This window comes from Ruegeria sp. YTSA064, assembly GCF_059610325.1.
The window spans coordinates 1-26,579 of record NZ_JBXWNK010000001.1 but is presented as its reverse complement, the minus strand read 5'-3'; the positions used below and the strand labels follow the sequence as shown (position 1 = coordinate 26,579).

The window sequence follows — 26,579 nt, the reverse complement described above, 5'->3', positions numbered from 1 at the left end:
TTCGAGACGAGCCAGGCATGAAAAAAGGCTCCGACCAGACTGGCGGAGCCTTTGAGCACGTCCTGAAGCGCGGTTACTTCTGCGGCAGCGGGCCGATCATCATGATCATCTGACGACCTTCCATCTTTGGCATGTTCTCGATCTTGCCCAAATCCTTGACGTCCTCGGCCACACGCTCCAGCAGTTCACGACCCAGGTTCTGGTGCGCCATTTCGCGACCACGGAACCGCAAGGTGACTTTCACCTTATCGCCGTTTTCAAGAAACTTGAACACGTTCCGCATCTTGACGTCATAGTCATGCGTATCGGTGTTGGGCCGGAACTTGACCTCCTTCACCTCGATGATCTTTTGCTTCTTACGGGCTTCGCTTTCGCGTTTCTGCTGTTCGTATTTGAACTTGCCGAAATCCATGATTTTGCAGACCGGCGGGTTGGCGTTGGGCGAAATCTCAACCAGATCGAGGCCTACATCGGCGGCCATCTGCATGGCTTTTGCGGGATGAACCACCCCGACATTTTCACCTTCGGCGCCAATCAGGCGAATTTCGGGAGCACGGATCTTGTCATTGACGCGCGGGCCGGTATCTCGCTGTGGCGGCGCGTTGTGAGGTCTGCGGGCTATGGGTTCATTCCTTTGATGATTGCAGAATTTCGAGCCCGGAATTTAGACCGGGCTGAGAGGTGTTTCAAGCGGCATAAATTACAAGCCGCATGAATTTTCGATGAAATTCGGGTGTTTTTGCCGGTTTAGGCTGTCGACAACCCGACCGGCAAACCCGTTTAGCCCACAAAGGCCTTTTCGATCACGAATTCCTTGGGTTCGGAATTTGCGCCTTCGCGCAGGCCGAACTCTTCCAGAATTGCTTTGATGTCATGGTTGAACGCAAGGCTGCCACAGACCATGGCACGGTCGGTGTCCGGTTTGATACCACCTTCGATGCCCAGGTCGGCAAATACCGAGCCGTCTTTCAGCAATTCGGTGATGCGGCCCATTTTTGGGCTCTCTTCTCGCGTGGTGGTCGGGTAGTAACGGATCTTGTTGGCGAAACCTTCACCGATCAGTTCAGCCAGCAACTCGTCCTGACGAATGTTCTCGATCAGCTCGCGACCATAATCCAGCTCGGCCACGTCGCGGCAGGTATGAGTTATGATGACCTCGTCATAATCTTCATAGGTCTGCGGCTCGCGCAGCAACGATGCGAAGGGCGCAAAGCCGGTTCCTGTGGCAAAGAACCAGAGGCGCTTGCCGGGCAACAGCGCGTCATGCACCAATGTGCCCACGGGCTTGGGCCGCAGGATGATCTGATCGCCAGGCTGGATGTGCTGCAGTTTCGAGGTCAGCGGGCCATCCTGCACTTTTATCGAATAGAACTCGAGCTCTTCGTCCCACGAAGGCGAAGCGATTGAATAAGCACGTAGCAGAGGTTTGCCATTGTCACCCAGCAGACCGATCATCACAAATTCGCCCGAGCGGAAACGCAAGGACGCAGGACGTGACACTTTGAAAGAGAACAGGCGGTCGGTCCAATGCTTGACCTCGGTCACGGTCTGAGCGTCGGGCAGGACGGGGGCCTTTACGGCGGTTGCTTCACTCACGGGCTTCATCTCTGTCATAATTTCACCACCGGTCTGCTAAACCGGTATCTCCGTTTAATCTTTGATCCAAGTCAGGAAAAGGGGCAGATTGCCCCTTTCGCGTCACAAGCTGGCGATGGCGGGTTTCAGACGCGCAGACGGGCCTGATAATTGTTCTCTTGCCAGTTGGCACGCGCCAACCACTGATCTTCGGGCTGACGTGCTGCTAGGCTGTGATCGATTTCGACCTCATCAAACCCGCTGCGACGTGCCATTGCGTACTGATCCGCCAATACATGGCCTTTTGCACGAAGGCGACCGGTATACCCTTTCAACCGCAGCACGCGTGCGATCGTAAAGCCACGCCCGTCTGCTGATGACGGGAAGTCGACGCGCACCATCTGAGCGCTACCCAAACGGTCAATCAGTTCATCCGGATCCGTGTCCGAGCTGACGTCGAGTGCAACAACATCGTTGGCTGCATCGTCCAAAGTAACGAAGCCGTCGGTCCAGTCCTCGGGCGAAAAGCCTTGGTCATTCACGATTACGTTCATGTTTTCTCTCCAACACGCACCATCTTGCCGTCGACAAAATGGATGCCGCATTCTTCTTTGTCTTTGTTACGCCAGCGTCCGGCGCGGGGGTCTTCGCCCTCTTTGACCGGCGATGTGCAGGGTGCACAGCCGATCGATGGGTATCCTTTGGCCACCAGCGGGTGCCGGGGCAGGTTGTTCTCAGTCATATAGGCGCGCACATCTTCGGGCGCCCAATGGGCCAATGGGTTGACTTTGATCCGTCCGGTGCCGTCTTCGACTTCGAAGAATTCGAGCGCCGCGCGGGTTCCTGATTGAAACCGTTTGCGCCCGGATATCCAACCGCAATATCCAGATAGCGCCCGTTGCAGCGGGAAAGTCTTTCGCAAATTGCAGCAAGCGTCAGTGTCACTTAGATGTAGTGCCCCATAAGGGTCGTCACGCTCAACATCGTCCTTATCCGTTTGGATGATTTTCACGTTGGTCAGCCCCAGACGTTCACTAACCTCGTGCTGATACTCGAGCGTTTCCGTAAACAGCATCTGCGTGTCGATGAACAATACCGGTGTGGTTTTGTCGACCACTGCCGCCATGTGCAACAGCACGACTGATTCCGCCCCAAAGCTGGAAACGAGCGCAAGTTCTTCGATCTCTTCAATCGCGCCGTGCATCACGTCATGAGCACTATGATGACGGAACCGGGTATTCAGCGCGTCGACCTTTTCGGTCAGTTCGCGTCTGTTGGAACCCAGTTCCGTCTGGATCAGGTCAAGCGGCATTAGCCCGCGCCTCAGGGTAAAGCACAGCTTTGAACGGAGCCATTCCAACGCGGCGATAAGTTTCGAGGAAAGTTTCCTCGGCGCTATCACGCAGCTCAAGATAAGCCTCTACGATGCGTTCCACGGCTGGAACGATCTCATCATACGCAAAGCCCGGACCGGTGCGGTCGCCTACGGCTGCCGTCTCGGTCGCATCACCGCCCAGCGTGATCTGGTAGTTCTCAACACCTGCGCGATCCAGACCCAGGATGCCGATATGGCCCACATGGTGGTGACCACAAGCGTTGATGCAGCCCGAGATTTTGATCTTCAAGTGGCCGATATCATGCTCAAGCTTCATGTCCTCGAACCGGGTCGCGATTTCCTGAGCAACCGGGATCGAACGGGCCGTTGCCAGCGCACAATAGTCCATGCCCGGGCAAGCGATGATGTCGCTGATCAGCCCGATATTAGCTGTGGCCAGTTCGTATTCTTTCAGCTTCGCATGGATCGTAGGCAGGTCCGATTTGTGGACATGCGGCAGGATCACGTTCTGCTCGTGGCTGATGCGTAGCTCGTCATAGGCGAACTCTTCGGCCAGATCGGCCATCACGCGCATCTGCTCGGCAGTTGCGTCGCCCGGCGTCTGGCCGTGCTTTTTGATCGAGATCGTAACGATCGCGTGGTCCGCGTTTTTATGCGGCGCGATGTTGGTGTCGACCCACGAACGGAAAACCGGATCGTTGGTATAGGCGCTTTCAAACGAGGCGACGGATGCTTCGCGGAAGGCAGGTGCAGCGAAGTGGCCTTTGATTTCTTCCAGCAGGTTCATGTCAGCGCCCTTGAACTGTGGGCGGACCTGCAGGAAACGCTCGTTTACCTTGGCGCGGATGGCGTCGATGCCATGCTCATGCACGGTTATCTTGATGCGGGCTTTGTACTTGTTGTCGCGGCGGCCGATCTGGTTCCAGACGGAAACGGTGGCTTCGAGGTAAGCCAGCAAATCGTCAAAGGCGACGAATTCGGACAATTCTTTACCGATCATCGGCGTACGGCCAAGACCACCACCCACGATAACACGGGCGCCCAGAACGCCGTCACGCTCGACCAGTTGCAGGCCGATGTCATGCGCCTTGATCACGGCGCGGTCGTTTTCGCTGCCGGTGATGGCGATCTTGAACTTACGCGGCATGAATTGGAATTCCGGGTGGTCGGTGGACCACTGGCGCAGCAGTTCAGCATAGGGGCGCGGGTCGGCAACCTCATCCGCGGCAGCACCGGCGAAGTGGTCGGCTGTCACGTTACGGATGGTGTTGCCTGAAGTCTGGATGGCGTGCATACCAACCTCGGCCAGCGCGTCTAGCATATCCGGCACGTCGTTCAGTTTGGGCCAGTTGTACTGGATGTTCTGACGGGTGGTGAAATGGCCATAGCCCTTGTCCCACTTCTCGGCCAGTAAGGCCAACTGACGCATCTGTGCACTGGAGAGCGTGCCATAGGGAACCGCGACGCGCAGCATGTATGCGTGCAGTTGCAGATACAGGCCATTCATCAGGCGCAGGGGCTTGAATTCGTCTTCGGTCAATGAGCCGTCAATGCGACGCTCAACCTGCGCCCGGAACTGAGCGTTGCGTTCTGCCAAAAATGCTGTGTCGAACTCGGAGTAGCGATACATGTTTAGCTGTCCTTAGTTGCAGCCCCGGACCTGGGGCCTTGAAGGGGAGAGAGAAGAGCCTGAAATCAGACCCGGGGCTGCGGGGAGGTTTCCTGTTTGCCGTGGGCATAGTTGGACGGACCAGTCCGGCGGAAATCCTCCCGGAAATGGGTGGGTTCAGGTCCCTTGTCACCGGCGATCGCATCGGCGAGATACGCGCCAACGATCTTGTTTGCCTGGCGCGCGGCATCCAGCAATCGAACCTGCGCATGGGCTTCATCGGTGATCAGCTCGGCCTCGGACAGATCGCGCGACCAGCTGTCATCTTCGGTCTGATAAATCACGTCGCCTTCCAACAGGTCGTTGGCGGTGACGACTTTAGGGGTAAAAGCGCGGGCCATCAGGCAAACTCCTTATGAAAAACAGAGATCAGGTGCAGGCCGAACACGGCTTGGGATAAGCCGGGCTTGTTCATGCGTTCATCTGACTGTTTGACCTGCATCGGATCATCTCGTGACTGAATTGACTTGAATGGCAATATAGGAAATATTCCCGGTAAATCGCCATATGCGCCAGCAAATAAGGACAAATGCTCTTCCATTGGCTGCGGGCAGAACCATTGTCTTGATTTAGAGGGAAATTTGGAATGTCGGTGCGGATAGACGACACGGATCGGAAAATTCTAGCCGAGCTGCAGCGGGACGCGAGCCAGTCGTTGGACGAAATCGCGGCCCGTGTCGGCAGTTCGAAGACGCCAGTTTGGAATCGCATACGCAAGCTGAAGGGGGCAGGGGTCATTGGTCAACAGACGGTTTTGCTGGATGCTGAGGCGCTTGGATTCGAGGCCACTTTCTTTGTGTTGATCCGTACGTCGGAACATGAAGCGGAATGGCAGCAGAAGTTCCTGAAAGCTTTGCGAGACCGTCCTGAGGTGCAGGAAGCGCATCGGTTGGCGGGCGACATCGACTACATCCTGAAGGTGCGAGTTAAGAATGCGCGTGCCTATGATGCATTTTACCAGGCACTGATATCAGAGGTTCGGGTGCACAACGTTACGGCTTTGTTGTCGATGGAAGAGATCAAGTCGACCACCATGCTGCCATTAAAATCTGTCGGTTGAATTAAGGCGAGTGATTGGGGGCGCTGCCCCCGTCGCCCATGGGCGACTCCCTGGGGATATTTTTGGCCAGATGAAGAACGGATCCGGGATCGACTGACCGGCTGATTTTTTATGCGCGTCTGGGATTCACGGTTCCACCATCAGTTTGGATAGCCCATGGAAATGAAAACTGTTCGAGTATTCAGGTTCATCTGCAAGCCGCAATTTTGGATGTCTGTTGAACAGGATCGGAAGCGCGATACGCATTTCCAATCGTGCCAGAGGGGCGCCGACACAGAAATGGAGACCTCCGCCAAAACTGGTGTTGGCGCTGATGTCTCGTGTTGGATTGAACGTATCAGGTTGGTGCCAGACCGTTGAGTCACGATTGGCGGCCCCCAGAAGCAATGCGACCTGATCTCCGCGGGAAAAGCGGTGCCCAAATAGCTCAACCTCTTCATAGGCATAGCGTGTGAACATATGAAGGGGCGGATCATATCGCAGAATTTCCTCGACGGCCCCATCAATGGAGTTGGGTGACAGGACAAGCTGCTGAGTGCGTGTTGTCAGTAGGGTTTTCACGCCATTGCCGATGGCATGCACCGTCGCTTCGTGACCGGCATTCAGCAAAAGGATACAGGTTGTTATCAATTCATCGCGTGAGAGTTTTTCGCCATCTTCTTCCGCTGCGATCAACCGCGTGATCAGGTCATCGCGCGGGTCTCTACGTCGCAGTTCGATGTAGTCTTCAAGATAGGCCGTAAACTCTTGCGTGGCCTGAACAGCATCATCCTCGATTACGCGGGTTCGGTTTGCCTGATACATGGACACCATTGCGTGGGACCAATGCAGGAATTTTGGTGCCATCTGTTCTGGAACGCCCAGTAGGCGGCAGATCGTAATGACAGGAACCTGTGTGCAATAGGCCTGCAATAGATCGAAGGGGCCATCGGGAAATCTCTCGATCAAATCGTTGCATAATTCTTCTATGGCGGGCTCCAACGCGGCAATGGCGCGGGATGTAAAGGCCCGCAGGACTAACGATCGCAGCCTTGTGTGCCTGGGTGGTTCGAGTTCCAACATTGAATGCGACTCGACCTCGAGCCAGGGTGCAAGGTGGCTTGGGCCGGGTTTTGCAAATTCCGTTGGTACTTCGCGCCCAAAGCGCCGATCACGCAACAATGTGTGCACGGCCTTATACGAAGCGGCTGCAACCAAGCCATACTCCTCCCAGTAGAACAGATCGCCGAATTGGCGCGCAGTGTCATAGAACGGGTAAGGGTTTTGCACGAATGCCGGGTCAGTCGGGGATTGGTAGAGCGTCTTCATGCGCTGCACACTTGCCATGGGCGTCGCTGAATGCAAGACCCTAGATATGCAACGGATTTGGATCATTGCAGGTTTTTTGTGCGCAGTTGGTTTGTTGTCGGCTGGGGTCTGGACATATGGCTATCGTCAGGCCTTGTCGCAGCTGAGCGAAAAGGCCGAGGCGGATCTGGAGCTGGCGGCGGACCGGTTGAGCACACAGATGCAAGTATATCAGGAAGTGGCTGCGTTGATGGCGGACCATCCTGCATTACAGGCGCTTGGTGCCGGGGCGCAGCAGCAAGCAGCACGAAAAGTGTTGTTGGATGTGGCTGACAAGACCGCTGCGGTTAATGTGATCTACCTGGACACAGATGGGCAGGCTCTGGCGGCGGCACAGCCCGTGGCGCAGCGCGATATGTCTGAGCATCCGGCTTTTGAACGCGCCATGCAGGGAGCGTTAGGGAGCGCGCATGGTGTCGAAGACGAGAGTGGGGATCGGATCTATTCGTATGCAGCGCCAGCGTTTGGAGATTCAGGGCAAATAAAGGGTGCTCTGATGGTTCTGGCCGACGTGCAGGATGTCGAGCAGACATGGCGTGGAAGCACAGATGCGGTGTTCTTTGTTGATGCGGATGGGGTCGTTTTTATTTCGAACCGCTCTGATCTGTTGCTTTGGCACCGTGAGCAAGGCCAGCAGGGTTTGATGTCACCAGCAGGTGAGAATGTTGAATTTGCGTCGTCACGAGTTGCCGGGCATGAAGTTTGGAAATTGAATTGGGGGCGTTATCTTCCTCGCCGTGCGTTGCACCTGACTCTCGACCTGCCGGTGATTGCGATGACTGCCGAGATGCTGGTTGATGTCGCGCCTGCTCGTCGTTTGGCAGGATTACAAGCAGCAGCGGTTGCAGCGATCTGTTTCGCGTTTGGAGCGTTGTTGTTTCTGGCCTCAGAACGTCGGCGAACATTAGCGGATGCCAATACTGTATTGGAAAGCAGGGTGGCCCAGCGCACGCGAGCGCTGACAGCGGCAAATTCGGCTTTGCGCCGTGAAGTCGCTGAGCGTGAAGAAGCCGAGGCGGCGCTCAAGCAAGCTCAGGCTGAACTGGTTCAAGCAGGTAAGCTGAGCGCATTGGGCAAGATGTCAGCGGGGATCAGCCACGAGTTGAACCAACCGTTGATGGCTATCCAGCAATTCGCTGATAACGGGTCAGCATTTCTGGAACGCGGTAAAGAAGAAAAAACCGGCGAAAACCTGAGCCGTATTTCCGACATGGCTGCGCGTATGGCCCGGATCATAAAAAACCTTCGTGCATTTGCCAGAAACGAAAGCGAGCCGATGGGGCGCGTCGACTTGGTTGAAGTTTTGAATACGGCTGCCGAATTGACTGAGTCTCGATTACGAGACGAAGGCGTCGAATTGAGTTGGGAGCCGCCAAAGTCAGCGGTTTACGCATGGGGAGGTGAAGTGCGTTTGGTGCAGGTTTTCGTCAACCTGATCAATAATGGCGCAGACGCCATGGCTGATCGGGCAGCCCGCAAAATCTCGATCACTTTGACGAAGGGGCAACCCATTCGTGTTTCGGTCAGAGATTCCGGGCCGGGTATCGAAGACCCAGATCGCGTGTTTGAACCATTCTACACCACGAAGACAGTGGGTTCATCTGAAGGGATGGGTCTGGGGCTATCCATCTCCTACGGTTTGGTTCAAAGTTTCGGAGGGGACATTCGCGGCGCAAATACGGACGACGGTGCTGAATTTACCGTCGAACTGGAACCCTTCAGCGAGGACAAGGCTGCATGATCCGCAAAGTGCTTTTGGTCGACGACGATGCCGCTGTTCGTGAAGCTTTGGCACAGACGCTTGAATTGGCAGAATATGAACCGGTTACAGCGGGATCATTTGTTGCGGCGAAAGATCATATTCATAGCGAATTTGACGGTGTGATAATCTCGGATATTCGGATGCCTGGCCGCGATGGGTTCCATCTACTGAACTTCGCGCGCGAGGTTGATCCTGAACTACCAGTTGTTTTGCTGACCGGCGAAGGAGATATTCCAATGGCTGTGCAGGCCATGGGACAAGGCGCTTTCGATTTTCTTGAAAAACCCTGTGCGGCAGCAGATCTTCTGGCGGTTCTGGAGCGTGCGATTGCCGCGCGGTCAGAGGTGTTGCGTGATCGTGAGCTCAAGCGCGAGTTAGAGCGAGGCGATCCTGCAGCCCGAATGCTATTCGGTTTGTCAGAGCAGGCCGAAGCCTTGCGAGAGCGCGTGCGGAGCGTGGCACCGACACACGCCGAAGTCTTAGTCACTGGACCGGCGGGCAGCGGAATATCCAAAGTGGCCGAGGTTGTGCATCTGATGTCTCCGGTCGGGCAGGGACCGTTTGTCAAGCGCCCGGCCGCCAGCCTGACGCCTGAAGGTTTGTTAACGGTCTGTGGGGACGCGGCTGGCGGGTCGCTGTTTCTTGATGAGGTTTCTGCAATGCCGGATTCCACTCAATATGCTGCGCTGGAACTGATCGAGCAGGGGATAGATGCGCGAATAATAGCAGGCACAACTTCCGACTTGTCACAGCTTTCTGGACAGGGGCGGTTCAACGTCGATCTGTTCTATCGCCTTGATGTCATGCGGGTTCGCATTCCTGCTTTGTCCGAGCGCCCAGAGGATATCCCGATCATTTTTCGCCGTTATGTGGCACAGGCGGCGGAACAGGCTGGTATCGCCGAGCCTGAGATTACGCCTGAACATCTGGCCTCTCTCATGGCGCAGGAATGGCCGGGAAATGCGCGTTCTTTGATGTCTGCCGCCATGCGGTTTGTGTTGGGAATGCCGGAAGAGGTCGGACAGTCTGCGGACCTGGGGCTGAGCGAACAATTGGCGCGGGTCGAGAAATCTTTGTTGGTCGCTGCACTTGGGCGCCACAATGGCAAGGCTTCTAACGCGGCCAAGGCTCTGAAGCTGCCGCGCAAGACGTTCTATGACAAGTTGGCTCGCTATGAAATCCGACCAGAAGACTATCGTCGGTAGGGAGATCCTCCCGCCAATTTTGCCAGTATTAACATACCAGCAAGACTGTTGGGCCGGGCAGCGCGCATATGCGGGCTGCGGTCGGACATTGCCCAGACGAATCGATTCGGTCGGGTTGATTTGATTTTGTGCGAAAACTCGCACTCGACGTGGTCGCTCTGTGCGAAAATTCGCACAAAGCATTGCGGTAGTTTTCTTGACTCGCGAAGTGGGCCATTAAACGTATTGATAATAAACAACAATTATTAATTTTGTTAGTAACGGAACAAACCGTTGAGAGGGAGAGATTGATTCGCTTCACTCCGCTTCATACGGCGCGGACTGAGCGCTTGATCGAAGTATTAGGGAAATCTGGGAGGAAAAGACTGATGAAATTCCTAACAACGGCAGCAACTGCAATTGCACTTTCTGTCACTGCGACGGCCGGGATGGCGGCGTGTGATGACGGTGAGATCGTGGTCAAGTTTGCCCATGTGACCAATACCGACAAACATCCCAAGGGTATTGCCGCCTCGCTGTTGGAGCAGCGCGTCAATGACGAGATGAACGGCGTTATGTGCATGGAGGTCTATCCGAACTCGACCCTCTACAATGACGATAAAGTGCTTGAGGCGATGCTGCAGGGCGACGTGCAGCTGGCCGCGCCATCGCTGTCGAAGTTCGAGAAGTTCACCAAACAGTTCCGCCTGTTCGACCTTCCGTTCATGTTCAAGAACATCGATGCCGTTGATGCATTCCAGGCCTCGGCTGATGGTCAGGCGATGAAAGACAGCATGCAGCGTCGTGGCCTGCAAGGTCTGGCATTCTGGCACAACGGCATGAAACAGATGTCCGCGAACAAACCTCTGGTTGATCCGTCGGATGCTGACGGCCTCAAGTTCCGCGTACAGTCCTCGGATGTTCTGGTGGCACAGATGGAAGCCATCGGTGGTAGCCCTCAGAAAATGGCATTCTCGGAAGTCTATGGCGCGCTTCAGCAGGGTGTTGTGGACGGGCAGGAGAACACCTGGTCGAACATTTACGGCAAGAAGTTCTTTGAAGTGCAGGATGGTATCACCGAGACCAATCACGGTATCATCGACTATCTAGTGGTCACTTCTGTGGACTGGCTGGACAGCTTGGACCCCGAAGTCCGTGATCAGTTCCTGACAATTCTAACCGAAGTGACGGAGACCCGGAACAAGGAAGCCTTTGCGGTGAACGAAGCGGCTAAGGCCTCGATCACTGACGCAGGCGGTATTATTCGTGATCTGAACCCTGAGCAGCGTCAGGCTTGGGTCGATGCGATGAAGCCCGTGTGGGACAAATTCGCTGACGACGTAGGTCAGGACAAGATCGACGCCGCACAGGCGATCAACGCCGGGTTCTGATCCCGGATCAAGCCGCGTGTCCGGGGACTGGGGAGTTATGGACGCGTAGGTCAGGCGGGCCATGAAGGCCCGCCACACTCCCTCCACTCTCATCATAAAAATGCGGGGACAGAGAGATGTCTGGTGCGAAATCCGGCCAAGGCGGGCTGGTCGACCATATCGAAGAAACCTTGATTGCATGTCTTTTGGGCCTGATGACGATTGTCACCTTCGCCAATGTGATCGCGCGGTTCGTGTTTAACTCTAACATTCTTTGGGCACTAGAGCTGACGGTATTCACCTTTGGTTGGTTGGTGCTGCTGGGTGCGTCGTATGCCGTGAAAAAGCACGCGCATCTGGGTGTCGATGCGATCCTGAACATGCTGGCCCCTGCGCCGCGCCGGGTTTTGGCGCTGATAGCGGTTGCGTGCTGTCTGGTGTTTTCGCTGCTCTTGCTCAAGGGGTCGTATGACTACTGGGCGGTGTTTGCCGATTTGCCGCCAACTTCGGGTCGTTGGTTTCCGACCGGCTTTGACATGAGCGCGCGTAGCCAGAGCTTCTATGAAGTCGATGATATCCCGATGGTGGCACCGCTGCGGTTTCTCGAAGATATGATCAACTACGGTGAGTACTACGAGAAACTGCCCAAGGTCGTTCCCTATTTCGTTTTGCCTCTGTCGATGTTGCTGCTGGTGATCCGTTTCGCTCAGGTTGCCGCTCAAATCTGGCGCGGCGAAACCGATCGCCTTGTTGCCAGCCACGAGGTTGAGGACGAGATCGAAGAGGTTCGCGCGCAGCAGGGGGAGCATGACTGATGGATGTTGTTCTTCTCTTCTCGATGGTCATTGGTCTGCTGCTGATCGGTGTTCCGATTGCGGTTTCGCTGGGCCTCAGCTCGACCCTCTTCCTGCTGATCTATTCCGACAGTTCGCTGGCCTCGGTCGCGGGCACGCTGTTTGAGGCGTTCGAAGGGCACTTTACGTTGCTCGCCATCCCTTTCTTTATCCTGGCGTCGTCCTTCATGACGACAGGCGGCGTTGCACGCCGGATCATTCGGTTTTCGATTGCCTGTGTGGGGCATCTGCCGGGCGGGTTGGCAATTGCGGGCGTGTTCGCCTGTATGTTGTTCGCCGCTCTTTCGGGCTCATCCCCGGCCACTGTTGTGGCAATCGGTTCTATTGTCATCGCCGGGATGCGTCAGGTTGGCTATTCCAAGGAATTCGCCGCCGGTGTGATCTGTAACGCCGGTACTCTGGGCATTCTAATCCCGCCGTCCATCGTGATGGTTGTCTATGCCGCCGCTGTCGAGGTTTCGGTCGGGCGGATGTTCCTTGCAGGCGTTATTCCGGGTCTGATGGCCGGTCTGATGCTGATGATCACCATCTACGTCATGGCCAAGGTCAAGAACTTGCCCAAAGGAGACTGGAAGGGTTGGGGTGAAGTCTTCACCTCGGCGCGCGAGGCGGGTTGGGGCCTGTTCCTGATCGTCATCATCCTCGGCGGAATCTACGGTGGTATTTTCACCCCGACCGAGGCCGCTGCGGTTGCGGCTGTCTACGCATTCCTGATCGCGAGCTTTGTTTACAAGGACATGGGGCCGCTCAGCACCGAAGGCGATGCAAAGAACATTTCGTTGTTGAAGAAGCCCTATGCTCTGGTCACGGCCTTTGTGCACCCCGACACCAAGCATACGCTGTTCGAAGCTGGCAAACTGACCGTCACGCTGCTGTTTGTTATCGCCAACGCGCTGATATTGAAGCATGTTCTGACCGATGAACAGGTCCCGCAGCATATCGCAAGCGCTATGCTGTCCGCGGGTCTGGGGCCGGTTACGTTCCTGATCGTGGTTAACGTGATCCTGCTTATCGGTGGCCAGTTCATGGAACCCTCGGGCCTCTTGGTCATCGTGGCGCCTCTGGTCTTCCCGATTGCGATTGAGCTGGGCATCGACCCGATCCATCTGGGCATCATCATGGTGGTGAATATGGAGATCGGGATGATCACGCCGCCGGTTGGTCTGAACCTGTTCGTAACCTCAGGCGTCGCGGGTATGCCAATGATGAGTGTTGTTCGCGCGGCGCTGCCGTTTTTGGCCGTGCTTTTCGTCTTCCTGATCATGGTGACGTATATCCCGTGGATTTCGACCTTCCTGCCCAACACCTTCATGGGACCAGAGATCATAACCAACTAGATCGGATACACCGATCATATGAACCGGGCGGCGTAATCCGCCCGGTTTTTTTGTGCCTTGAAACTGATGTCTAAACACATATCTAAGCGTCAGAGGACGACCTCACCACCATGGATGATCATTCGGGACGACCCGAACTCGGAGAGTGAGGTGTTCTTATGCCCTGGATATTACTGTTGTTCGCTGGCCTGCTTGAGATTGTCTGGGCCGTCGCAATGAAGCAGACCGCAGGTTTTACACGTTTGTGGCCGACGGCGATCATGGGTGTCGCAATGATCGGGTCATTTGGTCTGCTTGCGATGGCCATGCGGGAGTTGCCGCTTGGAACGGCCTATACCATCTGGACCGGAATCGGCGCCGTCGGTGCGTTCACCGTCGGCATCTTGTTTCTGGGCGAAGCGTTGACACCGATGCGGATCGGTGCGGCGGTTCTGATTGTGACCGGATTGGTCGTGATGAAACTGGCCTAAGTCTTCTTAGGCCTTTTCAAGCGCCCGAATGATGCCCGAAAAATCTTGGGCTTTCAGGCTTGCACCACCAACAAGTGCGCCGTCGACATTTGATACTCCAAAAATCTCGGCGGCGTTGCTGGGTTTTACCGACCCACCATAGAGCAACCGGACCGAGCGGCCCACGCCTTCACCAAAGCGGCGTTCCAGCCGGGCGCGGATGAAATCGTGCACTTCGCCGATCTCTTCCAGGGTTGGCACTTTGCCGGTCCCAATTGCCCAAATGGGTTCATAGGCAACAATGAGATTTTCGCCGGTCGCCTGATCCGGGATTGATCCCGACATCTGACCTCCGATGATGTCCAGCGTGTTCGCCGCTTCACGCTGTTCAAGGCTTTCGCCAACGCAGACTATCGCTTTTAGCCCCGCGTCCATCGCTGTGCGGGCCTTGGCGCGAATGTCTTCGTTCTGTTCGCCATGGTCCTCTCGACGTTCGGAATGACCGAGTATTACTGCGTCTGCCCCTGCATCAAGCAGCATCTCGGCGCTTAGATCCCCGGTATGCGCACCCGAAGTCGCGGCGTGGCAATCCTGTCCGCCGACAGTGATTCCCGAGCCTTCGACGGTGTTACCAGCGCGATGAAGCAATGTGGCAGGCGGGCAGATCAGAATTTCGACGGGGGAAGAGGGATGTGACGCACTCAACTCTTTCAATTCGTTCAGCGCAACGCCGGTTCCATTCATTTTCCAATTGCCTGCCGCCAACTTACGCCGCATTGCGATCCCTCCGGTTTTGTGCGTTCTGCATCCCGGATATCACTGGCAAGCAGCGCTGACAATTCCGGTTGCGGACCGCGAATTGTGTGGACAGATTGCACGCGTAAATGCAGAGGGCAGCATGATAGACAACCTAGACCTTACAAAGCTGGACCAGCGTGAGCCTGCGGAGATGGATAAGCTGAGACATGCCATTGGCCGGGTCGGATTTCTGACGATTTCCAATGCCGGACTCAGCGCTGAGCGCGTTCAGCAGGTGATTAGCGAATATAGCAACTTTTTTCGGCAACCTGAACAGATCAAGCGGACTGTAGACATGGCCACCTCCGGTGCCAACCGCGGCTGGGGCGCACCTCGTTCTGAGCAAGTCGATCCTACGGCGAACCCGGATTTTAAAGAAGTCTTTGACTGCGGCTATGAACTGTCCGCCAATGATCCTTATGCAGAGCGAGAACTGAGCGTATATGCCCCCAACCTCTGGCCGGACTTTTCCGGCGAGTTCCGGACAATAATCCAAGTCTACTATTCGGACGCTTGTGTCATTGCCATGCGTGTTCTGCGTGCCATTGCCGTTGCCATCGGTCGGGATGCGAACAGTTTTGATGCCGCCTTTGATACACCCATGGCCTTGCTGCGCGGTAACTTCTATCCGCAACGTCCTGATTGGGCAGGAGAAAACGATTTTGGAATCGCTGCTCACACTGACTATGGCTGCCTGACATTGTTGGCCACCGATGGCACTCCGGGGCTAGAGGTGCGTATGCCTGATGGCGATTGGCAGGCTGTAAACGCGGCGCCGGGGCAGTTCATTATCAATTTTGGCGAAATGTTGGAGTTTTGGACAGACGGTGAAGTCAAGGCAACCGAACATAGAGTCAAAGGGACTTCAGACGAGCGAATCTCGGTCCCACTGTTCTTCAATCCCTCTTATGACACCAATATCGCCCCGCCGGATTCAGGCAAGATAATTCGGGCTGGAGAGCACTTGACGCAGCGATTTAATGAAACTTACGTGCACCTGCAGGCAGCGTCTTAACGCTGCGCTGCCAGAGTATCGTCGAACTTGATCGATTCCCCGCAGCCGCAGGCATCAACCACGTTCGGGTTGCGAAACTTAAAGCCGGATTCGAGCAGTGAAACCTCATAGTCGATCTCGGTCCCAAACAGGAACATCTGTGCCATTGGCGCGATCATCACGCGGGCACCATCCTGTTCGACCACTTCATCGTTTGGGTCGGCCTCATCGACATAGTCCATGGTATATTCCATACCAGCACAGCCGCCTTTCTTGACGCCAATGCGCAGACCGGCGTGGCCGCCAGAATTCATCAGCCGAACAATCTGTTCGGCGGCTTTGGGTGTCATAGTCACGGCTTGTTTGCCGGGAATGCCAAACATGATGGGCTCCGTATTCGCGCGTTATCTCCAATCTAAGGCCGACGCTCGTCGGGCTCAAGAGAGGGAGGGCACAATTCCCACACATGTGGCGGGTTGATAGGGAATTCGGATTGGCAATATCGCGCGGGATATGGTCGGATGACGTGGATTTATTGTTCTGACAGAGGCGAAATAAGATGGCATTGAGAGCAAAGCAGTTGTTTGGTCGAAGTATTTCCACTTGGTTGGTTTGCATTGCATTGGCTTATCCGGCACTCGCCGCCGGTGATGACAAACGGCACCCGGTCAATTGTGCCACAGCACCGGGTGATCTTCGTGCGATCGCTGCGGAAAAGAAGCATGCGGAGGAACAACAAGCGGAAAGCGTTGTCTCGATCCTACCAGCCGGAGCTTTATTGGGATTGATAACCGGGACCGAGAACAAACACCTAAAGATGCTTTCAGGCGATTACGTCGAACAGTTGGATGCGAGAGCCGCGGAAATCAAATCGACCTGTGGACTCAACTAGCAGCGACCGGAAAAGACCGCCCTCGGGCAAGGGCGGTCAATATCCGGGCTAGGTCAATTTGGGGACAACAGACAGGTTTACGACCCGGTGTGCCAGCACAGTATGTATCACTGCGCAAACAACCGAAAAGTACCGGCTTTTTGTGTCACAATGTCTACGCATTTGTAACAAGCGCGTAACCGTTTCACGACAAACGATAAAACCTGATGAGAAAAGGGGTTACATGAACCCCAGCTCAAGCCGCGCTTCATCCGACATCATCTCCATACCCCAAGGCGGCTCCCAAGTCAGTTCGACGTCAACTTCCTTGACGCCCGCAACGGGTTCAATGGCTTCCACGATCCAGCCGGGCATCTCGCCGGCGACCGGGCAGCCGGGGGCCGTTAGGGTCATAATGACTTTGACCGCGTTTTCATTGGTGATGTCGATGGTATAGATCAGACCCAGATCATAGATATTGACCGGAATTTCAGGGTCAAAAACTGTTCGGCACGCGTCCACTATCGCGTCGTACAAAGGATGTTCGATGGTCGAAGGCGCAATGAGCGGGCTGCCTTCGAACTGTTCGCTGGGGTGGGTCATTGATGCCTCGGGTCTGTTACCTGAGAAATTATATAGGGAAACCGCTGACCAGCGTCCAGAGGGGCAGTGGCGCCCGGAATGGGCGCCAGTACAAAATCACTCGTTGATATCGTGATTGAAAGTTTTGACCTGTCCGTGAGGCAGCGCGAACATGCGGCGTAATGCGAGCCAGGATACCAGCGAAAGAACCGCGAAGATCAGCAATAGAACGGGCAGGGAAAGTACCAGCCCCGGTATCAGCAACAGCAATCCTGTGATGGCTGCTCCGATGGCAAAGCCAAGAAAGATGAAGCCTGGCAGGGCGACCTCAAGGATGGCCAGAGCGAGCGCTGCGGCCAGCCAGACCCACCAAGTAAGCCAGAAAGGTTCAGCCATTATTTTCCTCCTTTCAGCATGTTAAAGGCATTCCCAAACGCTTCAATAGCATTTGCCGGTACCACAATTGTCTGCGAGCCGCTGCCATTACCCAAAGCGTTCAGTGATTCCACTTGCTTCAAGGCGACCTGGTATTGCGCAGCTTCCAATCCATTATCCTGAATCGCCTTGGCCACAACCTGAGTCGCGTAGGCTTCGGCCTCGGCCTGGATACGGCGGGCTTTGGCGGTCTGTTCAGCGGCATAAAGCTCGGCATCGGCTTGCAGCTCAACGGCACGCTTCTGACCTTCGGCCTCTGTTACCTGTGCGCGGCGCGCGCGCTCGGCATTCAGCTGCTGCAGCATTGCGTCACGGGTGGCCTGGTCGAGGTTTACGTCCAGAATCTCGGCGCGGGTCACTTCGATTCCCCAGTCGTCAACGGCGGTTTCGACACTTTCCTGAATGCGTTCAATCAGTTGCGCGCGGTTCGACTGAACTTCATCCAGGTCCATCTTACCGATCTCTGCACGGACGATGCCGGCGACGGTTGTGGCAATCGCACCATCTACGTCACGGATACGGTATACAGTCTTTTCAGGTTCCAGAATACGGTAGAATACCGAGGTATCGATCTGCACCAGAACATTGTCCTTGGTGATCGCGTCTTGAGTTGCGTTGGGCAACTGACGCTCAAGGATGGATATCTTATGGCGTGCAACATCAAGAAAAGGAACGATAAAGTTGATTCCGGGTCCAAGGACTGAGCGCAAGCGGCCGAACCGTTCAACCACGTATTTTTCGGATTGAGGCACGATCTTGATGCCTTTGAAGATGACAAGTGCAATTAGCGCTGCCGCCAGCAAATAAATAATGTTCGAAGTAAGCAATCCGATAATCTGGTCTTCTGTCATATCTGTCCTCATTTATTGTGTACTATGGTATACATTTGGGGATTGAGTCGCCCGATTTCAACTCTGGTATGGATTGAGTGCGCCCAAATGCAAATCTTTGAAACAGTTAATGCGGTGCGAATTCTTTGCCTGTGACCGCTTTGCATCCTACCTGTGTTTGCGGTATCGGGCGGGGATGAAACTGATAATTGATACTGATCCCGGCATCGATGATGCGATGGCCATCGCCTATGCCGCTGCAGCTCCGGAAATAGAGTTGGTCGGCCTGACGACCGTCTTTGGCAATACTCATGTGCATCAATCCAGTCGCAATGCGCGCTATCTGGTAGATAAACTTGGATTGAATATTCCAGTAGCTGAAGGGGCGCCATTTGCACGTGGTGAAGACCGCCACGCGCCGTCCGAGCATGTACACGGGCCTGAAGGGTTCGGTGATTTTACCGATATCCCGCATATTGGCGAGAACCACGCGCTGACAGGCGCAGAGTTCCTGGTTGAAATGGCGCGCGCGCATCGCGGTGAATTGGTCGTTTGTGCTGTTGGCCCGCTCACCAATATTGCGGATGCGATCAAGCTTGACCCAGAGTTTTCTGATAACGTGGCCAAGCTGGTGATCATGGGAGGCGCGGTTTACTGCCCAGGTAACATCACCGAGCATGCCGAAGCGAATATTTACCATGATGCCAAGGCTGCCGATGAAGTATTCGCTGCGTCTCTGCCGACCGTGCTGGTTGGCTTGGATGTGACCTTGAAAACGCTTTATGAAACTGCCGACTTCGAAGGGTTGGCTCAGAAATCCCCCGATATGGGTGGTTTTCTGCGAAACATCTCGCGGTTCTATTTAAAATTCTACAAAGAGGTTGGCGGGCTTGAAGGTTGTGGCCTGCACGATTCAACGGCAGTAATCGCTTGCACACATGAGCCAATGTTCGATGTGGTTGAAACTGGTTTGCAGGTGTCGCTCGAAGGATCTGACATCGGGGCCACACGTATTAACCCTTCGCGGCCTGCAGTACGCGTATGCCGGAATGTGGACGGGGCAGGGGTTGTACAACTGTTTACCGAACGCGTTGCATCTCTGCCCTGACGGGTTGCATTGAACCAGCAGATCGGGCAAAGCCTGCCCGGTTCCGCGACCCGAGGCCCCAACATGACCGACCGTTTCTCGTTTGACCTGAAAGCCACAGACGGCAAGGCCCGCACTGGCGTGATCAACACGCCTCGCGGCGAGGTGCGGACGCCTGCATTCATGCCCGTTGGGACTGCGGCGACGGTTAAGGCAATGATGCCCGAAAGCGTCCGCGCAACCGGTGCGGATATCTTGCTGGGCAACACTTACCACCTGATGCTACGCCCTACGGCCGAGCGGATCGACCGCCTGGGTGGTTTGCACAAGTTCATGAACTGGAAACGCCCGATCCTGACAGACTCGGGCGGGTTTCAGGTCATGTCGCTGGCTGGCTTGCGCAAGCTGACTGAGAAGGGCGTGACCTTCAAATCCCATATCGATGGGTCAAAGCACGAATTGACACCTGAACGTTCGATGGAGATCCAGCGCCTTTTGGGATCGGACATCGTGATGTGTTTCGACGAATGCCCGGCATTGCCTTCGGATCGGGACCGCATCGCCGAGTCGATGCGATTGTCGATGCGATGGGCCGAACGGTCTCGGGATGCGTTTGGTGATCGCCCCGGACATGCCTTGTTCGGAATCATGCAGGGTGGGTTGGAACCGGACTTGCGTGAAGAAAGCGCAGAAGCACTAAAACAGATCGGTTTTGAGGGCTACGCGGTTGGTGGGCTCGCGGTGGGCGAGGGGCAAGAGGCCATGTTCAGCTGCCTCGACTACGCACCAGAATTCCTGCCTAAGGATAAGCCGCGCTACCTGATGGGGGTGGGCAAACCCGACGACATCGTGGGTGCCGTGGCACGCGGGATCGACATGATGGATTGCGTGCTGCCTTCGCGGTCCGGACGTACCGGGCAGGTGTTCACACGCTACAGCGTGGTAAACATCAAGAACGCCCGCCATGCTGACGATCCGCGCCCTCTGGATGAGCATTGTACGTGCCCTGCGTGCTCAAACTACTCCCGCGCCTATCTGCACCATGTATTCCGGTCAAATGAGATGATCTCGGGTATGCTGCTGACCTGGCATAACCTTCACTACTTTCAGGAAATCATGCAGGGCATGCGTGAAGCTATTTCTAAAGGAACATTTGCGCAGTGGCAGGCGCAGTTTCATGCACAACGAGAGCAGGGCGATATAGAACCGCTCTAGATTGCGTCTCATGCGGTGACAAACATCGCCCTGTTTGCTATACTGTTCTCAGTTTGTTTCATCAATTTCATTGTTTTGTTAAGGAGGATTCCATGCCTCGCTTACTTGTTTCTATAGCAATCGTTCTTTGTGCATCCTTGGCCCACGCAGATGTCTGGACCTTTGAGACCCCGTCTGAAAACATCCAATGTGCGGTCGGGCAGGATGCCGGAGCCTCGGATTTATCTTGCACTATAATTGAGCGTAGCGGCGCGCCTGCTTTGCCACGACCTGCGGATTGTCAGTCTGATTGGGGACATGAATTTTTCATGACCGATAAAGGCGCTGTCCGCATGCTGTGCCAACCTGTCAATCAAAATCGCGACGGTTATGATCGCGCAGAATATGGCGTAACCGGGACGTTTGGTGGATTTATCTGCCATTCCTCGAAAAAGGGTTTGGAATGCAGGAATGAAGTCGGCCACGGGTTCTTTTTATCTCGCGCCAAGCAGCGGATATTTTGATCCACAACTGACAATTTATTGGAGGTTTTGTCAGCGCGCCGGGCCAAAATCGGTGGATATGTCTGCTGGACGCCTTGAAGTCCCGAATTCATCGGGTCATGCTGCATCACGACAAACGGCGATGAGGTTGAAATGGGGGAACAGGTGCCCCACCTTTATCGTCCAAGACAGGAGACAGCCAATGGTTGCCTGATCCAGGGACCAGCGCCGTCTTGCCAATGATAAGGATAGAGCATGCAAGAGCCTCTGAATTCCTCATACCCCGTCCTGCCGCTGCGCGACATCGTGGTATTCCCACATATGATCGTGCCGCTGTTCGTGGGCCGAGACAAATCGGTCCGCGCACTGGAAGAGGTCATGCAGGATGACAAGCAAATTCTGTTGTCGAGCCAGATTGATCCTGGTGAAGACGACCCAGAGATCGACGGTATCTACCGCTCGGGCGTTCTGGCCAATGTACTGCAGCTGCTGAAGCTGCCCGATGGCACGGTTAAGGTGCTGGTCGAAGGGCAGGCACGTGTGCAGATCACAGAATTTCTTGAAAACGATCAGTTTTTCGAAGCCCGCGCCGAGTATCTGACCGAAATTCCCGGCGATGTCACCACGACTGAGGCGCTTTTGCGCACTGTCGCAGATGAGTTTGAGCGCTATGCCAAAGTGCGCAAGAACATACCCGAGGAAGCGCTGGCTGCGGTCGGTGAAACCACCGAGCCCGCCAAGCTGGCGGACCTTGTGTCGGGTCATCTGGGCATCGAGGTCGAACAGAAGCAGGAACTGCTGGAGACCCTTAGCGTCAGCGAGCGCCTTGAGAAGGTCTATGGCCTGATGCAAGGCGAAATGTCCGTTCTGCAGGTCGAGAAGAAAATCAAGACCCGCGTCAAATCTCAAATGGAGAAGACGCAGCGCGAGTACTATCTGAATGAGCAGATGAAAGCCATTCAGAAAGAGCTCGGCGATGGTGAGGACGGCAGCAACGAAGTCGCCGAACTGGAAGCCAAGATCAACGAGACCAAGCTTTCGAAAGAAGCGCGCGAGAAGGCCGAGGGTGAGCTGAAAAAGCTCAAGAACATGTCGCCGATGTCGGCCGAGGCCACTGTTGTGCGCAACTATCTGGACTGGATCCTTGCTCTGCCATGGGGCACCAAATCCCGTGTCAAAAAGGATCTGGGCCGTGCGCAGGACATTCTGGACGCTGATCACTATGGTCTTGAAAAGGTCAAGGAACGGATCGTTGAATACCTCGCAGTTCAACAGCGTTCGAAGAAGCTCAAAGGCCCGATCTTGTGCCTCGTTGGTCCTCCGGGCGTGGGTAAGACCTCACTGGGTAAGTCGGTTGCCAAAGCCACGGGGCGCGAGTTTATTCGCATTTCACTGGGTGGCGTGCGCGACGAATCCGAGATCAGGGGTCACCGTCGGACTTATATCGGTTCGATGCCCGGCAAGATCATTCAAGCGCTGAAAAAGGCAAAGACCACGAACCCGCTCATCCTGCTCGATGAGATCGACAAGATGGGGCAGGACTTCCGTGGCGATCCGGCCTCGGCGATGCTGGAGGTGTTGGACCCGGAGCAGAACAACACGTTCATGGATCACTACTTGGAGGTCGAATATGACCTGTCCAACGTAATGTTCCTGACCACGTCGAACAGCTACAATATGCCCGGGCCTCTGCTGGATCGGATGGAGATCATCCCGCTGGCTGGTTATACCGAAGACGAAAAGAGCGAGATCGCCAAGCAGCACCTGATCGGCAAGCAGGTCAAGAACCATGGTCTGAAAGACAAAGAGTTCGAACTTACCGATGAGGCGCTGCAATCGATCATCCGCACCTATACGCGTGAGGCGGGTGTACGGAACCTTGAACGTGAAATCGCCAAGGTGGCGCGAAAATCGCTGACCAAGATCATCAAGAAAGAAGCGGAAACCGTGACGGTTACGCCGGAAAATCTGGATGACTTTCTAGGCGTGCCTAAGTTCCGCTACGGCCTCGCCGAGCAGGACGATCAGGTCGGTGTTGTCACCGGCTTGGCCTGGACCTCGGTCGGGGGCGACTTGCTGCATATCGAGGCGTTAAAACTGCCCGGTAAGGGTCGGATGAAGACCACTGGTAAGCTGGGCGATGTGATGAAAGAATCCATCGACGCAGCATCGTCGTACGTTCGGTCGATTTCGCCTCAGATCGGCGTGAAGCCACCGAAGTTCGACAAGATCGACATCCACGTGCACGTGCCCGATGGCGCGACGCCCAAGGATGGGCCGTCAGCGGGCTTGGCGATGGTGACCTCGATTGTTTCGGTTCTGACAGGTATTCCGGTACGCAAGGACATCGCTATGACAGGCGAGGTCTCGCTGCGCGGGAATGCTATGCCAATCGGTGGTTTGAAGGAAAAACTGCTGGCTGCTCTTCGTGGTGGGATCAAAACTGTTCTGATCCCTGAAGAGAACGAAAAAGATCTGGCAGATATTCCGGATAACGTGAAGGAAGGGCTGGAAATCATCGCGGTCAAGCATGTTTCGGAAGTTCTTGAGCAAGCACTTATCCGTGCGCCTGAGTCCATTGATTGGGACGAGGCTGCGGAAGAGGCTGCCGCGGCGGCTGCAAAAGCGGCCGAAGGTGCCGGACCGTCTGCGACAGCTCATTAAGACTGCTGATAAAGTTAAGAGGCGGGGTCATCCCCGCCTTTTTTTGTTTAAAGGCCGATTACCGGTTTGGACGGATCGAGCACTTCTTCATCAGCGATGTAAGCCTGAAACTTTTTATCCGACAGGGCCGAACGTACAGCGAGTGCGAAGATCACCATCGAAAATACGACACAAAGCAAAATGTCCCAACCGAATGGGATTTGCCTCTGCGCACCGTCTCCAAATTGCCCCATGTAAGATATCAGCCCCAGGCCGCAGAAATATGGCATCAGCCAAAGGGCTTCTGTCGCGTCCATCTCATCAAGTCGGTTGTGAAAGCGGATCAGCAGCAGCGCCATGCCAATAAGCAAGGCGATACCAAGCCTCCAGACCGTGTCCCAACCGCTCCAATAAACGATCAACGTCGAAATGGCGAAGGCTGTGATTGCGACAAGTTTGACCGCGGGGATACGGATCGAGCGGGGTTGATCAGGTAGCAGATCGCGGAGGCACACCACGGCGATGGGGCCGACCGCAAATGAAAGGACGATTGCGGCCCCGTTCAAGGCGATGACTGTAGTGAACGGTACGGTGAGCAAGAACAGCGTGCCGATCAGAAAGTTCAGCGCCAGTGCCCACAAAGGGACGCCAAAGGATGAGAGCATCTGCAACCGCTTCGGTAGGAATCCATTTTGCGACAGGGCCATTGCGATCCTTGCATTTGAGCCTGTCGCTACAAGCCCATTGCCAAAAGGGCCAATAATCGAACCAATGTTCAAAAGGCTGAGAAACCACAACAGCCCAACTGACATGATGACGCCATCCAACGGCCCTTGACCGCCAAAGCTCAGGTGCGCCCAGCCTTGGCTGATCATTGTGGGGTCCAGTGCTCCTATAAAGGCAACCTGTAGTCCGAGGTAGATCAGTGCACACAGCACAATGGAAAGAACCAATGCGGCCGGTATAGAAAATTTCGGATTGCGAACTTCCCCAGCCATATCAACCACATGTCGGAATCCAATGAAGGAAAAAATCACGCCGCCAGTAGATACGGCCGCCATGATACCCCTAAGACCATAGGGGGCGAATCCATCTGGCGTCGTAAAGTTTTGCGTTTCAAATCTTGATGCGATCAACAGAACTGACATGACAACTGGGATCGCAATTTTAGCCCAGGTCAGTGTCGCATTTACCTGGGTGAAAAACTTAACCCCCAGCGCGTTTACCGCGACGAATAACAGCATGAATAGCAGTGCAACAGAGACACCGGCCCCGGTCAGTTCCCCAGTTTCTGCCGTATGGAGCCAAGACGCGTATGGCGCGAGGTATTTAAGCATGGCCTCAACCTCGATTGGGGCGGTCGTATTGTAGCCAATCCAGGCGGTCCAACCCATCGCCATCGACACGATATTGCCATGCGAAAACTGCGGGACGCGTGCGATGCCGCCGGGGATAGGCAGCATCGCCGATATTTCGGCAAATGTGATCGCCAAAATGAACATCGCAACGGCGCCGATGATCCAGGAAAGAATAGCGGCAGGGCCGGCATGCTGTACGGCGAGCAGGGGTCCGAATAGCCAGCCCGATCCGATGATGCCGCCGACTGAAATGAACGTTAGACCAACGAGGCCGATTTCCCGCTTCAGTTTCGCCATTTGTTAACCCACCCAGGAAATCCGTTGGTTCGACAGACCACAGTTTCAGGATAAGCAGGCCGTAGGAAACATGGCAAGTCTCTATAATCATGAAAGAATCTCAGTGCCTAAAGCAACGAATTGGAAAGTTCTTCCAGTCGTTTCGAGCACTTTCTGCCACGAGTGTCTATCTTCAGGGTATCATAACGCTGGACCCGGGTTGGAATATCATTCACGCTGAGAGCCCACGCCATTGTAGGAGACCCCAGGATGCCTCGGTACAACGATCTGTTCGAACTTTCGGTGGAAGATATGGAATTGATTGAAGAGGCAATGCGCCATGCGATTTCGGCCAGGTCCGTCGCACTTGTTGATGAAGGCAATGAGGACAGAGAGGCCCGCGAGAACTTTGTGCGCAAAGCACACGAATTACTCGGCAGGCTACATGACCAGAAGATATTCTATCGCCCGAAGTCCGGCGTGTATGTCAGTGGGTAGTTCAGGGTGCGCTGCGCGTTTGATCTGAAAGGATCCCAGCACTTTACTTGCGGCCAATAAGTTATTGAAAACATGGTGGGTGATAAGAGATTTGAACTCCTGACATCTTCGATGTGAACGAAGCGCTCTACCACTGAGCTAATCACCCTTGGCGGGCTCAAATAAAGAATCCAAGAAATATTCGCAAGCTGAAATCGCTGTCCGCTTGCGTTGGAGTAGGGTTTTCACGACGCATTTGCTTTGTTCAAAGTTACTCGCATTGGAAAAATTCGTGATTAAGCAAAAAACTTGAAAACGCCGCTTGACGCTGCACAGCGGTAGCCATAATACACCCCAACGTTCAGAGATGAACGGGCAGTGGGCGGTTGTAGCTCAGTTGGTTAGAGTACCGGCCTGTCACGCCGGGGGTCGCGGGTTCGAGCCCCGTCAACCGCGCCATCACTGTCAGCCTTTGATCCGGGCAAACGGATCACACATAGACCCAAAATGCGCGGTTGTAGCTCAGTTGGTTAGAGTACCGGCCTGTCACGCCGGGGGTCGCGGGTTCGAGCCCCGTCAACCGCGCCA

The 26,579-nt window shown here is 55.0% G+C and carries 28 protein-coding genes and 3 tRNA genes; 16 read left to right on the top strand and 15 right to left on the bottom strand.

Features of this window, described 5'->3' with window-relative positions:
• Positions 1-73: 73 nt before the first annotated feature.
• The 7 genes from infC to AC2FI7_RS00125 form a co-directional block, all read right to left on the bottom strand.
• Positions 74-535, bottom strand: coding sequence for a translation initiation factor IF-3 (gene infC / locus AC2FI7_RS00155; RefSeq protein ID WP_238528775.1), 462 nt, complete (start codon positions 533-535; stop codon positions 74-76).
• A 245-nt stretch (positions 536-780) separates the two neighbouring features.
• Positions 781-1,614 (bottom strand): ferredoxin--NADP reductase, encoded by an 834-nt coding sequence (locus tag AC2FI7_RS00150; protein WP_010439741.1) that lies wholly within the window; start codon positions 1,612-1,614, stop codon positions 781-783.
• A 107-nt stretch (positions 1,615-1,721) separates the two neighbouring features.
• Positions 1,722-2,129, bottom strand: a complete 408-nt coding sequence (locus AC2FI7_RS00145) for a DUF934 domain-containing protein (RefSeq protein WP_496815434.1) — start codon at positions 2,127-2,129, stop codon at positions 1,722-1,724.
• Positions 2,126-2,887, bottom strand: coding sequence for a phosphoadenylyl-sulfate reductase (locus AC2FI7_RS00140; RefSeq protein ID WP_496815433.1), 762 nt, complete (start codon positions 2,885-2,887; stop codon positions 2,126-2,128). Before AC2FI7_RS00140 ends, AC2FI7_RS00145 begins: the two co-directional genes overlap by 4 nt.
• The gene (locus AC2FI7_RS00135) at positions 2,877-4,541 is read right to left on the bottom strand and encodes a nitrite/sulfite reductase (protein ID WP_496815431.1); all 1,665 of its coding nucleotides are present in this window, start codon (positions 4,539-4,541) and stop codon (positions 2,877-2,879) included. Before AC2FI7_RS00135 ends, AC2FI7_RS00140 begins: the two co-directional genes overlap by 11 nt.
• 65 nt (positions 4,542-4,606) lie before the next feature.
• Positions 4,607-4,921 (bottom strand): DUF2849 domain-containing protein, encoded by a 315-nt coding sequence (locus AC2FI7_RS00130; protein ID WP_010439754.1) that lies wholly within the window; start codon positions 4,919-4,921, stop codon positions 4,607-4,609.
• Complete coding sequence (locus tag AC2FI7_RS00125; RefSeq protein ID WP_010439758.1) at positions 4,921-5,121, bottom strand: hypothetical protein; 201 nt, start codon at positions 5,119-5,121, stop codon at positions 4,921-4,923. Before AC2FI7_RS00125 ends, AC2FI7_RS00130 begins: the two co-directional genes overlap by 1 nt.
• Before the next feature lie 45 nt (positions 5,122-5,166).
• Between AC2FI7_RS00125 and AC2FI7_RS00120 the strand changes: the two genes are divergently transcribed.
• Positions 5,167-5,640 (top strand): Lrp/AsnC family transcriptional regulator, encoded by a 474-nt coding sequence (locus AC2FI7_RS00120; RefSeq protein WP_010439761.1) that lies wholly within the window; start codon positions 5,167-5,169, stop codon positions 5,638-5,640.
• Between the two features lie 126 nt (positions 5,641-5,766).
• On the opposite strand, the gene AC2FI7_RS00115 is transcribed toward AC2FI7_RS00120, so the two are convergent.
• Entirely contained in the window at positions 5,767-6,948 is a 1,182-nt protein-coding gene (locus tag AC2FI7_RS00115) for a cytochrome P450 (protein WP_496815429.1), read from the bottom strand.
• 46 nt (positions 6,949-6,994) lie between these two features.
• Here AC2FI7_RS00115 and AC2FI7_RS00110 point away from each other — a divergent pair, with 46 nt between their 5' ends.
• From AC2FI7_RS00110 to AC2FI7_RS00085, 6 genes are all read left to right on the top strand, one after another.
• On the top strand, positions 6,995-8,728 hold the full coding sequence (locus tag AC2FI7_RS00110; RefSeq protein ID WP_037320828.1) for a sensor histidine kinase: 1,734 nt from the start codon (positions 6,995-6,997) through the stop codon (positions 8,726-8,728).
• Entirely contained in the window at positions 8,725-9,954 is a 1,230-nt protein-coding gene (locus tag AC2FI7_RS00105) for a sigma-54-dependent transcriptional regulator (protein ID WP_010439770.1), read from the top strand. Before AC2FI7_RS00110 ends, AC2FI7_RS00105 begins: the two co-directional genes overlap by 4 nt.
• 368 nt (positions 9,955-10,322) lie before the next feature.
• The gene (locus AC2FI7_RS00100; RefSeq protein WP_010439772.1) at positions 10,323-11,324 is read left to right on the top strand and encodes a DctP family TRAP transporter solute-binding subunit; all 1,002 of its coding nucleotides are present in this window, start codon (positions 10,323-10,325) and stop codon (positions 11,322-11,324) included.
• Positions 11,325-11,440: 116 nt separating this feature from the next.
• A complete protein-coding gene (locus tag AC2FI7_RS00095; protein WP_010439775.1) occupies positions 11,441-12,118 on the top strand; it encodes a TRAP transporter small permease in 678 nt (225 codons plus the stop codon).
• A complete protein-coding gene (locus AC2FI7_RS00090; RefSeq protein WP_010439778.1) occupies positions 12,118-13,494 on the top strand; it encodes a TRAP transporter large permease in 1,377 nt (458 codons plus the stop codon). The genes AC2FI7_RS00095 and AC2FI7_RS00090 overlap by 1 nt, the downstream gene beginning before the upstream one ends.
• A 158-nt stretch (positions 13,495-13,652) precedes the next feature.
• A complete protein-coding gene (locus AC2FI7_RS00085; protein ID WP_010439781.1) occupies positions 13,653-13,964 on the top strand; it encodes a DMT family transporter in 312 nt (103 codons plus the stop codon).
• Positions 13,965-13,970: 6 nt separating this feature from the next.
• On the opposite strand, the gene tpiA is transcribed toward AC2FI7_RS00085, so the two are convergent.
• On the bottom strand, positions 13,971-14,720 hold the full coding sequence (gene tpiA / locus AC2FI7_RS00080) for a triose-phosphate isomerase (protein WP_010439784.1): 750 nt from the start codon (positions 14,718-14,720) through the stop codon (positions 13,971-13,973).
• A gap of 121 nt (positions 14,721-14,841) precedes the next feature.
• Between tpiA and AC2FI7_RS00075 the strand changes: the two genes are divergently transcribed.
• Complete coding sequence (locus AC2FI7_RS00075; protein WP_029621786.1) at positions 14,842-15,756, top strand: isopenicillin N synthase family dioxygenase; 915 nt, start codon at positions 14,842-14,844, stop codon at positions 15,754-15,756.
• On the opposite strand, the gene AC2FI7_RS00070 is transcribed toward AC2FI7_RS00075, so the two are convergent.
• Positions 15,753-16,118 carry a HesB/IscA family protein gene (locus AC2FI7_RS00070; RefSeq protein WP_010439788.1) on the bottom strand — a complete coding sequence of 122 codons (366 nt, stop codon included), beginning with the start codon at positions 16,116-16,118 and terminating at the stop codon, positions 15,753-15,755. The two genes, AC2FI7_RS00075 and AC2FI7_RS00070, sit on opposite strands and share 4 nt — an antisense overlap.
• Positions 16,119-16,294: 176 nt before the next feature.
• On the opposite strand from AC2FI7_RS00070, the gene AC2FI7_RS00065 reads away from it, so the two are divergent.
• The gene (locus tag AC2FI7_RS00065) at positions 16,295-16,627 is read left to right on the top strand and encodes a hypothetical protein (RefSeq protein ID WP_496815422.1); all 333 of its coding nucleotides are present in this window, start codon (positions 16,295-16,297) and stop codon (positions 16,625-16,627) included.
• 219 nt (positions 16,628-16,846) lie between these two features.
• Here the strand turns inward: AC2FI7_RS00065 and AC2FI7_RS00060 are convergent, their stop codons facing one another.
• The 3 genes from AC2FI7_RS00060 to AC2FI7_RS00050 all read right to left on the bottom strand — a co-directional run bounded on the left by AC2FI7_RS00060 (position 16,847) and on the right by AC2FI7_RS00050 (position 18,474).
• Positions 16,847-17,209 (bottom strand): SUF system Fe-S cluster assembly protein, encoded by a 363-nt coding sequence (locus AC2FI7_RS00060; RefSeq protein ID WP_010439793.1) that lies wholly within the window; start codon positions 17,207-17,209, stop codon positions 16,847-16,849.
• A 96-nt stretch (positions 17,210-17,305) separates the two neighbouring features.
• Positions 17,306-17,584 (bottom strand): hypothetical protein, encoded by a 279-nt coding sequence (locus tag AC2FI7_RS00055; RefSeq protein WP_010439796.1) that lies wholly within the window; start codon positions 17,582-17,584, stop codon positions 17,306-17,308.
• The gene (locus tag AC2FI7_RS00050; RefSeq protein ID WP_010439798.1) at positions 17,584-18,474 is read right to left on the bottom strand and encodes an SPFH domain-containing protein; all 891 of its coding nucleotides are present in this window, start codon (positions 18,472-18,474) and stop codon (positions 17,584-17,586) included. The genes AC2FI7_RS00055 and AC2FI7_RS00050 overlap by 1 nt, the downstream gene beginning before the upstream one ends.
• Before the next feature lie 175 nt (positions 18,475-18,649).
• Here AC2FI7_RS00050 and AC2FI7_RS00045 point away from each other — a divergent pair, with 175 nt between their 5' ends.
• The 4 genes from AC2FI7_RS00045 (at position 18,650) to lon (ending at position 23,901) form a co-directional block, all read left to right on the top strand.
• Positions 18,650-19,561, top strand: coding sequence for a nucleoside hydrolase (locus tag AC2FI7_RS00045; protein WP_029621787.1), 912 nt, complete (start codon positions 18,650-18,652; stop codon positions 19,559-19,561).
• A gap of 63 nt (positions 19,562-19,624) precedes the next feature.
• On the top strand, positions 19,625-20,755 hold the full coding sequence (gene tgt / locus AC2FI7_RS00040; RefSeq protein ID WP_010439801.1) for a tRNA guanosine(34) transglycosylase Tgt: 1,131 nt from the start codon (positions 19,625-19,627) through the stop codon (positions 20,753-20,755).
• Positions 20,756-20,847: 92 nt separating this feature from the next.
• A complete protein-coding gene (locus AC2FI7_RS00035) occupies positions 20,848-21,258 on the top strand; it encodes a DUF6636 domain-containing protein (protein WP_010439803.1) in 411 nt (136 codons plus the stop codon).
• A 234-nt stretch (positions 21,259-21,492) separates the two neighbouring features.
• Positions 21,493-23,901, top strand: a complete 2,409-nt coding sequence (lon, locus tag AC2FI7_RS00030; RefSeq protein WP_010439805.1) for an endopeptidase La — start codon at positions 21,493-21,495, stop codon at positions 23,899-23,901.
• A gap of 47 nt (positions 23,902-23,948) precedes the next feature.
• On the opposite strand, the gene AC2FI7_RS00025 is transcribed toward lon, so the two are convergent.
• Positions 23,949-25,535, bottom strand: coding sequence for an APC family permease (locus AC2FI7_RS00025; RefSeq protein ID WP_010439806.1), 1,587 nt, complete (start codon positions 25,533-25,535; stop codon positions 23,949-23,951).
• 249 nt (positions 25,536-25,784) lie between these two features.
• On the opposite strand from AC2FI7_RS00025, the gene AC2FI7_RS00020 reads away from it, so the two are divergent.
• On the top strand, positions 25,785-26,012 hold the full coding sequence (locus AC2FI7_RS00020; RefSeq protein ID WP_010439808.1) for a hypothetical protein: 228 nt from the start codon (positions 25,785-25,787) through the stop codon (positions 26,010-26,012).
• 73 nt (positions 26,013-26,085) lie between these two features.
• Here the strand turns inward: AC2FI7_RS00020 and AC2FI7_RS00015 are convergent.
• A tRNA-Val gene (locus AC2FI7_RS00015) sits at positions 26,086-26,160 on the bottom strand.
• A gap of 213 nt (positions 26,161-26,373) precedes the next feature.
• Here AC2FI7_RS00015 and AC2FI7_RS00010 point away from each other — a divergent pair.
• A tRNA-Asp gene (locus tag AC2FI7_RS00010) sits at positions 26,374-26,450 on the top strand.
• Between the two features lie 52 nt (positions 26,451-26,502).
• Positions 26,503-26,579 (top strand) — tRNA-Asp (locus AC2FI7_RS00005).

What these genes read in the sequence shown, in the direction of transcription:
- AC2FI7_RS00150 (WP_010439741.1), bottom strand. Translation starts at nt 1,614, where the DNA reads ATGACAGAGATGAAGCCCGTGAGTGAAGCAACCGCCGTAAAGGCCCCC.
- AC2FI7_RS00145 (WP_496815434.1), bottom strand. Translation starts at nt 2,129, where the DNA reads ATGAACGTAATCGTGAATGACCAAGGCTTTTCGCCCGAGGACTGGACC.
- AC2FI7_RS00140 (WP_496815433.1), bottom strand. Translation starts at nt 2,887, where the DNA reads ATGCCGCTTGACCTGATCCAGACGGAACTGGGTTCCAACAGACGCGAA.
- AC2FI7_RS00135 (WP_496815431.1), bottom strand. Translation starts at nt 4,541, where the DNA reads ATGTATCGCTACTCCGAGTTCGACACAGCATTTTTGGCAGAACGCAAC.
- AC2FI7_RS00130 (WP_010439754.1), bottom strand. Translation starts at nt 4,921, where the DNA reads ATGGCCCGCGCTTTTACCCCTAAAGTCGTCACCGCCAACGACCTGTTG.
- AC2FI7_RS00125 (WP_010439758.1), bottom strand. Translation starts at nt 5,121, where the DNA reads ATGGAAGAGCATTTGTCCTTATTTGCTGGCGCATATGGCGATTTACCG.
- AC2FI7_RS00120 (WP_010439761.1), top strand. Translation starts at nt 5,167, where the DNA reads ATGTCGGTGCGGATAGACGACACGGATCGGAAAATTCTAGCCGAGCTG.
- AC2FI7_RS00115 (WP_496815429.1), bottom strand. Translation starts at nt 6,948, where the DNA reads ATGAAGACGCTCTACCAATCCCCGACTGACCCGGCATTCGTGCAAAAC.
- AC2FI7_RS00110 (WP_037320828.1), top strand. Translation starts at nt 6,995, where the DNA reads ATGCAACGGATTTGGATCATTGCAGGTTTTTTGTGCGCAGTTGGTTTG.
- AC2FI7_RS00105 (WP_010439770.1), top strand. Translation starts at nt 8,725, where the DNA reads ATGATCCGCAAAGTGCTTTTGGTCGACGACGATGCCGCTGTTCGTGAA.
- AC2FI7_RS00100 (WP_010439772.1), top strand. Translation starts at nt 10,323, where the DNA reads ATGAAATTCCTAACAACGGCAGCAACTGCAATTGCACTTTCTGTCACT.
- AC2FI7_RS00095 (WP_010439775.1), top strand. Translation starts at nt 11,441, where the DNA reads ATGTCTGGTGCGAAATCCGGCCAAGGCGGGCTGGTCGACCATATCGAA.
- AC2FI7_RS00090 (WP_010439778.1), top strand. Translation starts at nt 12,118, where the DNA reads ATGGATGTTGTTCTTCTCTTCTCGATGGTCATTGGTCTGCTGCTGATC.
- AC2FI7_RS00085 (WP_010439781.1), top strand. Translation starts at nt 13,653, where the DNA reads ATGCCCTGGATATTACTGTTGTTCGCTGGCCTGCTTGAGATTGTCTGG.
- tpiA (WP_010439784.1), bottom strand. Translation starts at nt 14,720, where the DNA reads ATGCGGCGTAAGTTGGCGGCAGGCAATTGGAAAATGAATGGAACCGGC.
- AC2FI7_RS00075 (WP_029621786.1), top strand. Translation starts at nt 14,842, where the DNA reads ATGATAGACAACCTAGACCTTACAAAGCTGGACCAGCGTGAGCCTGCG.
- AC2FI7_RS00070 (WP_010439788.1), bottom strand. Translation starts at nt 16,118, where the DNA reads ATGTTTGGCATTCCCGGCAAACAAGCCGTGACTATGACACCCAAAGCC.
- AC2FI7_RS00065 (WP_496815422.1), top strand. Translation starts at nt 16,295, where the DNA reads ATGGCATTGAGAGCAAAGCAGTTGTTTGGTCGAAGTATTTCCACTTGG.
- AC2FI7_RS00060 (WP_010439793.1), bottom strand. Translation starts at nt 17,209, where the DNA reads ATGACCCACCCCAGCGAACAGTTCGAAGGCAGCCCGCTCATTGCGCCT.
- AC2FI7_RS00055 (WP_010439796.1), bottom strand. Translation starts at nt 17,584, where the DNA reads ATGGCTGAACCTTTCTGGCTTACTTGGTGGGTCTGGCTGGCCGCAGCG.
- AC2FI7_RS00050 (WP_010439798.1), bottom strand. Translation starts at nt 18,474, where the DNA reads ATGACAGAAGACCAGATTATCGGATTGCTTACTTCGAACATTATTTAT.
- AC2FI7_RS00045 (WP_029621787.1), top strand. Translation starts at nt 18,650, where the DNA reads ATGAAACTGATAATTGATACTGATCCCGGCATCGATGATGCGATGGCC.
- tgt (WP_010439801.1), top strand. Translation starts at nt 19,625, where the DNA reads ATGACCGACCGTTTCTCGTTTGACCTGAAAGCCACAGACGGCAAGGCC.
- AC2FI7_RS00035 (WP_010439803.1), top strand. Translation starts at nt 20,848, where the DNA reads ATGCCTCGCTTACTTGTTTCTATAGCAATCGTTCTTTGTGCATCCTTG.
- lon (WP_010439805.1), top strand. Translation starts at nt 21,493, where the DNA reads ATGCAAGAGCCTCTGAATTCCTCATACCCCGTCCTGCCGCTGCGCGAC.
- AC2FI7_RS00025 (WP_010439806.1), bottom strand. Translation starts at nt 25,535, where the DNA reads ATGGCGAAACTGAAGCGGGAAATCGGCCTCGTTGGTCTAACGTTCATT.
- AC2FI7_RS00020 (WP_010439808.1), top strand. Translation starts at nt 25,785, where the DNA reads ATGCCTCGGTACAACGATCTGTTCGAACTTTCGGTGGAAGATATGGAA.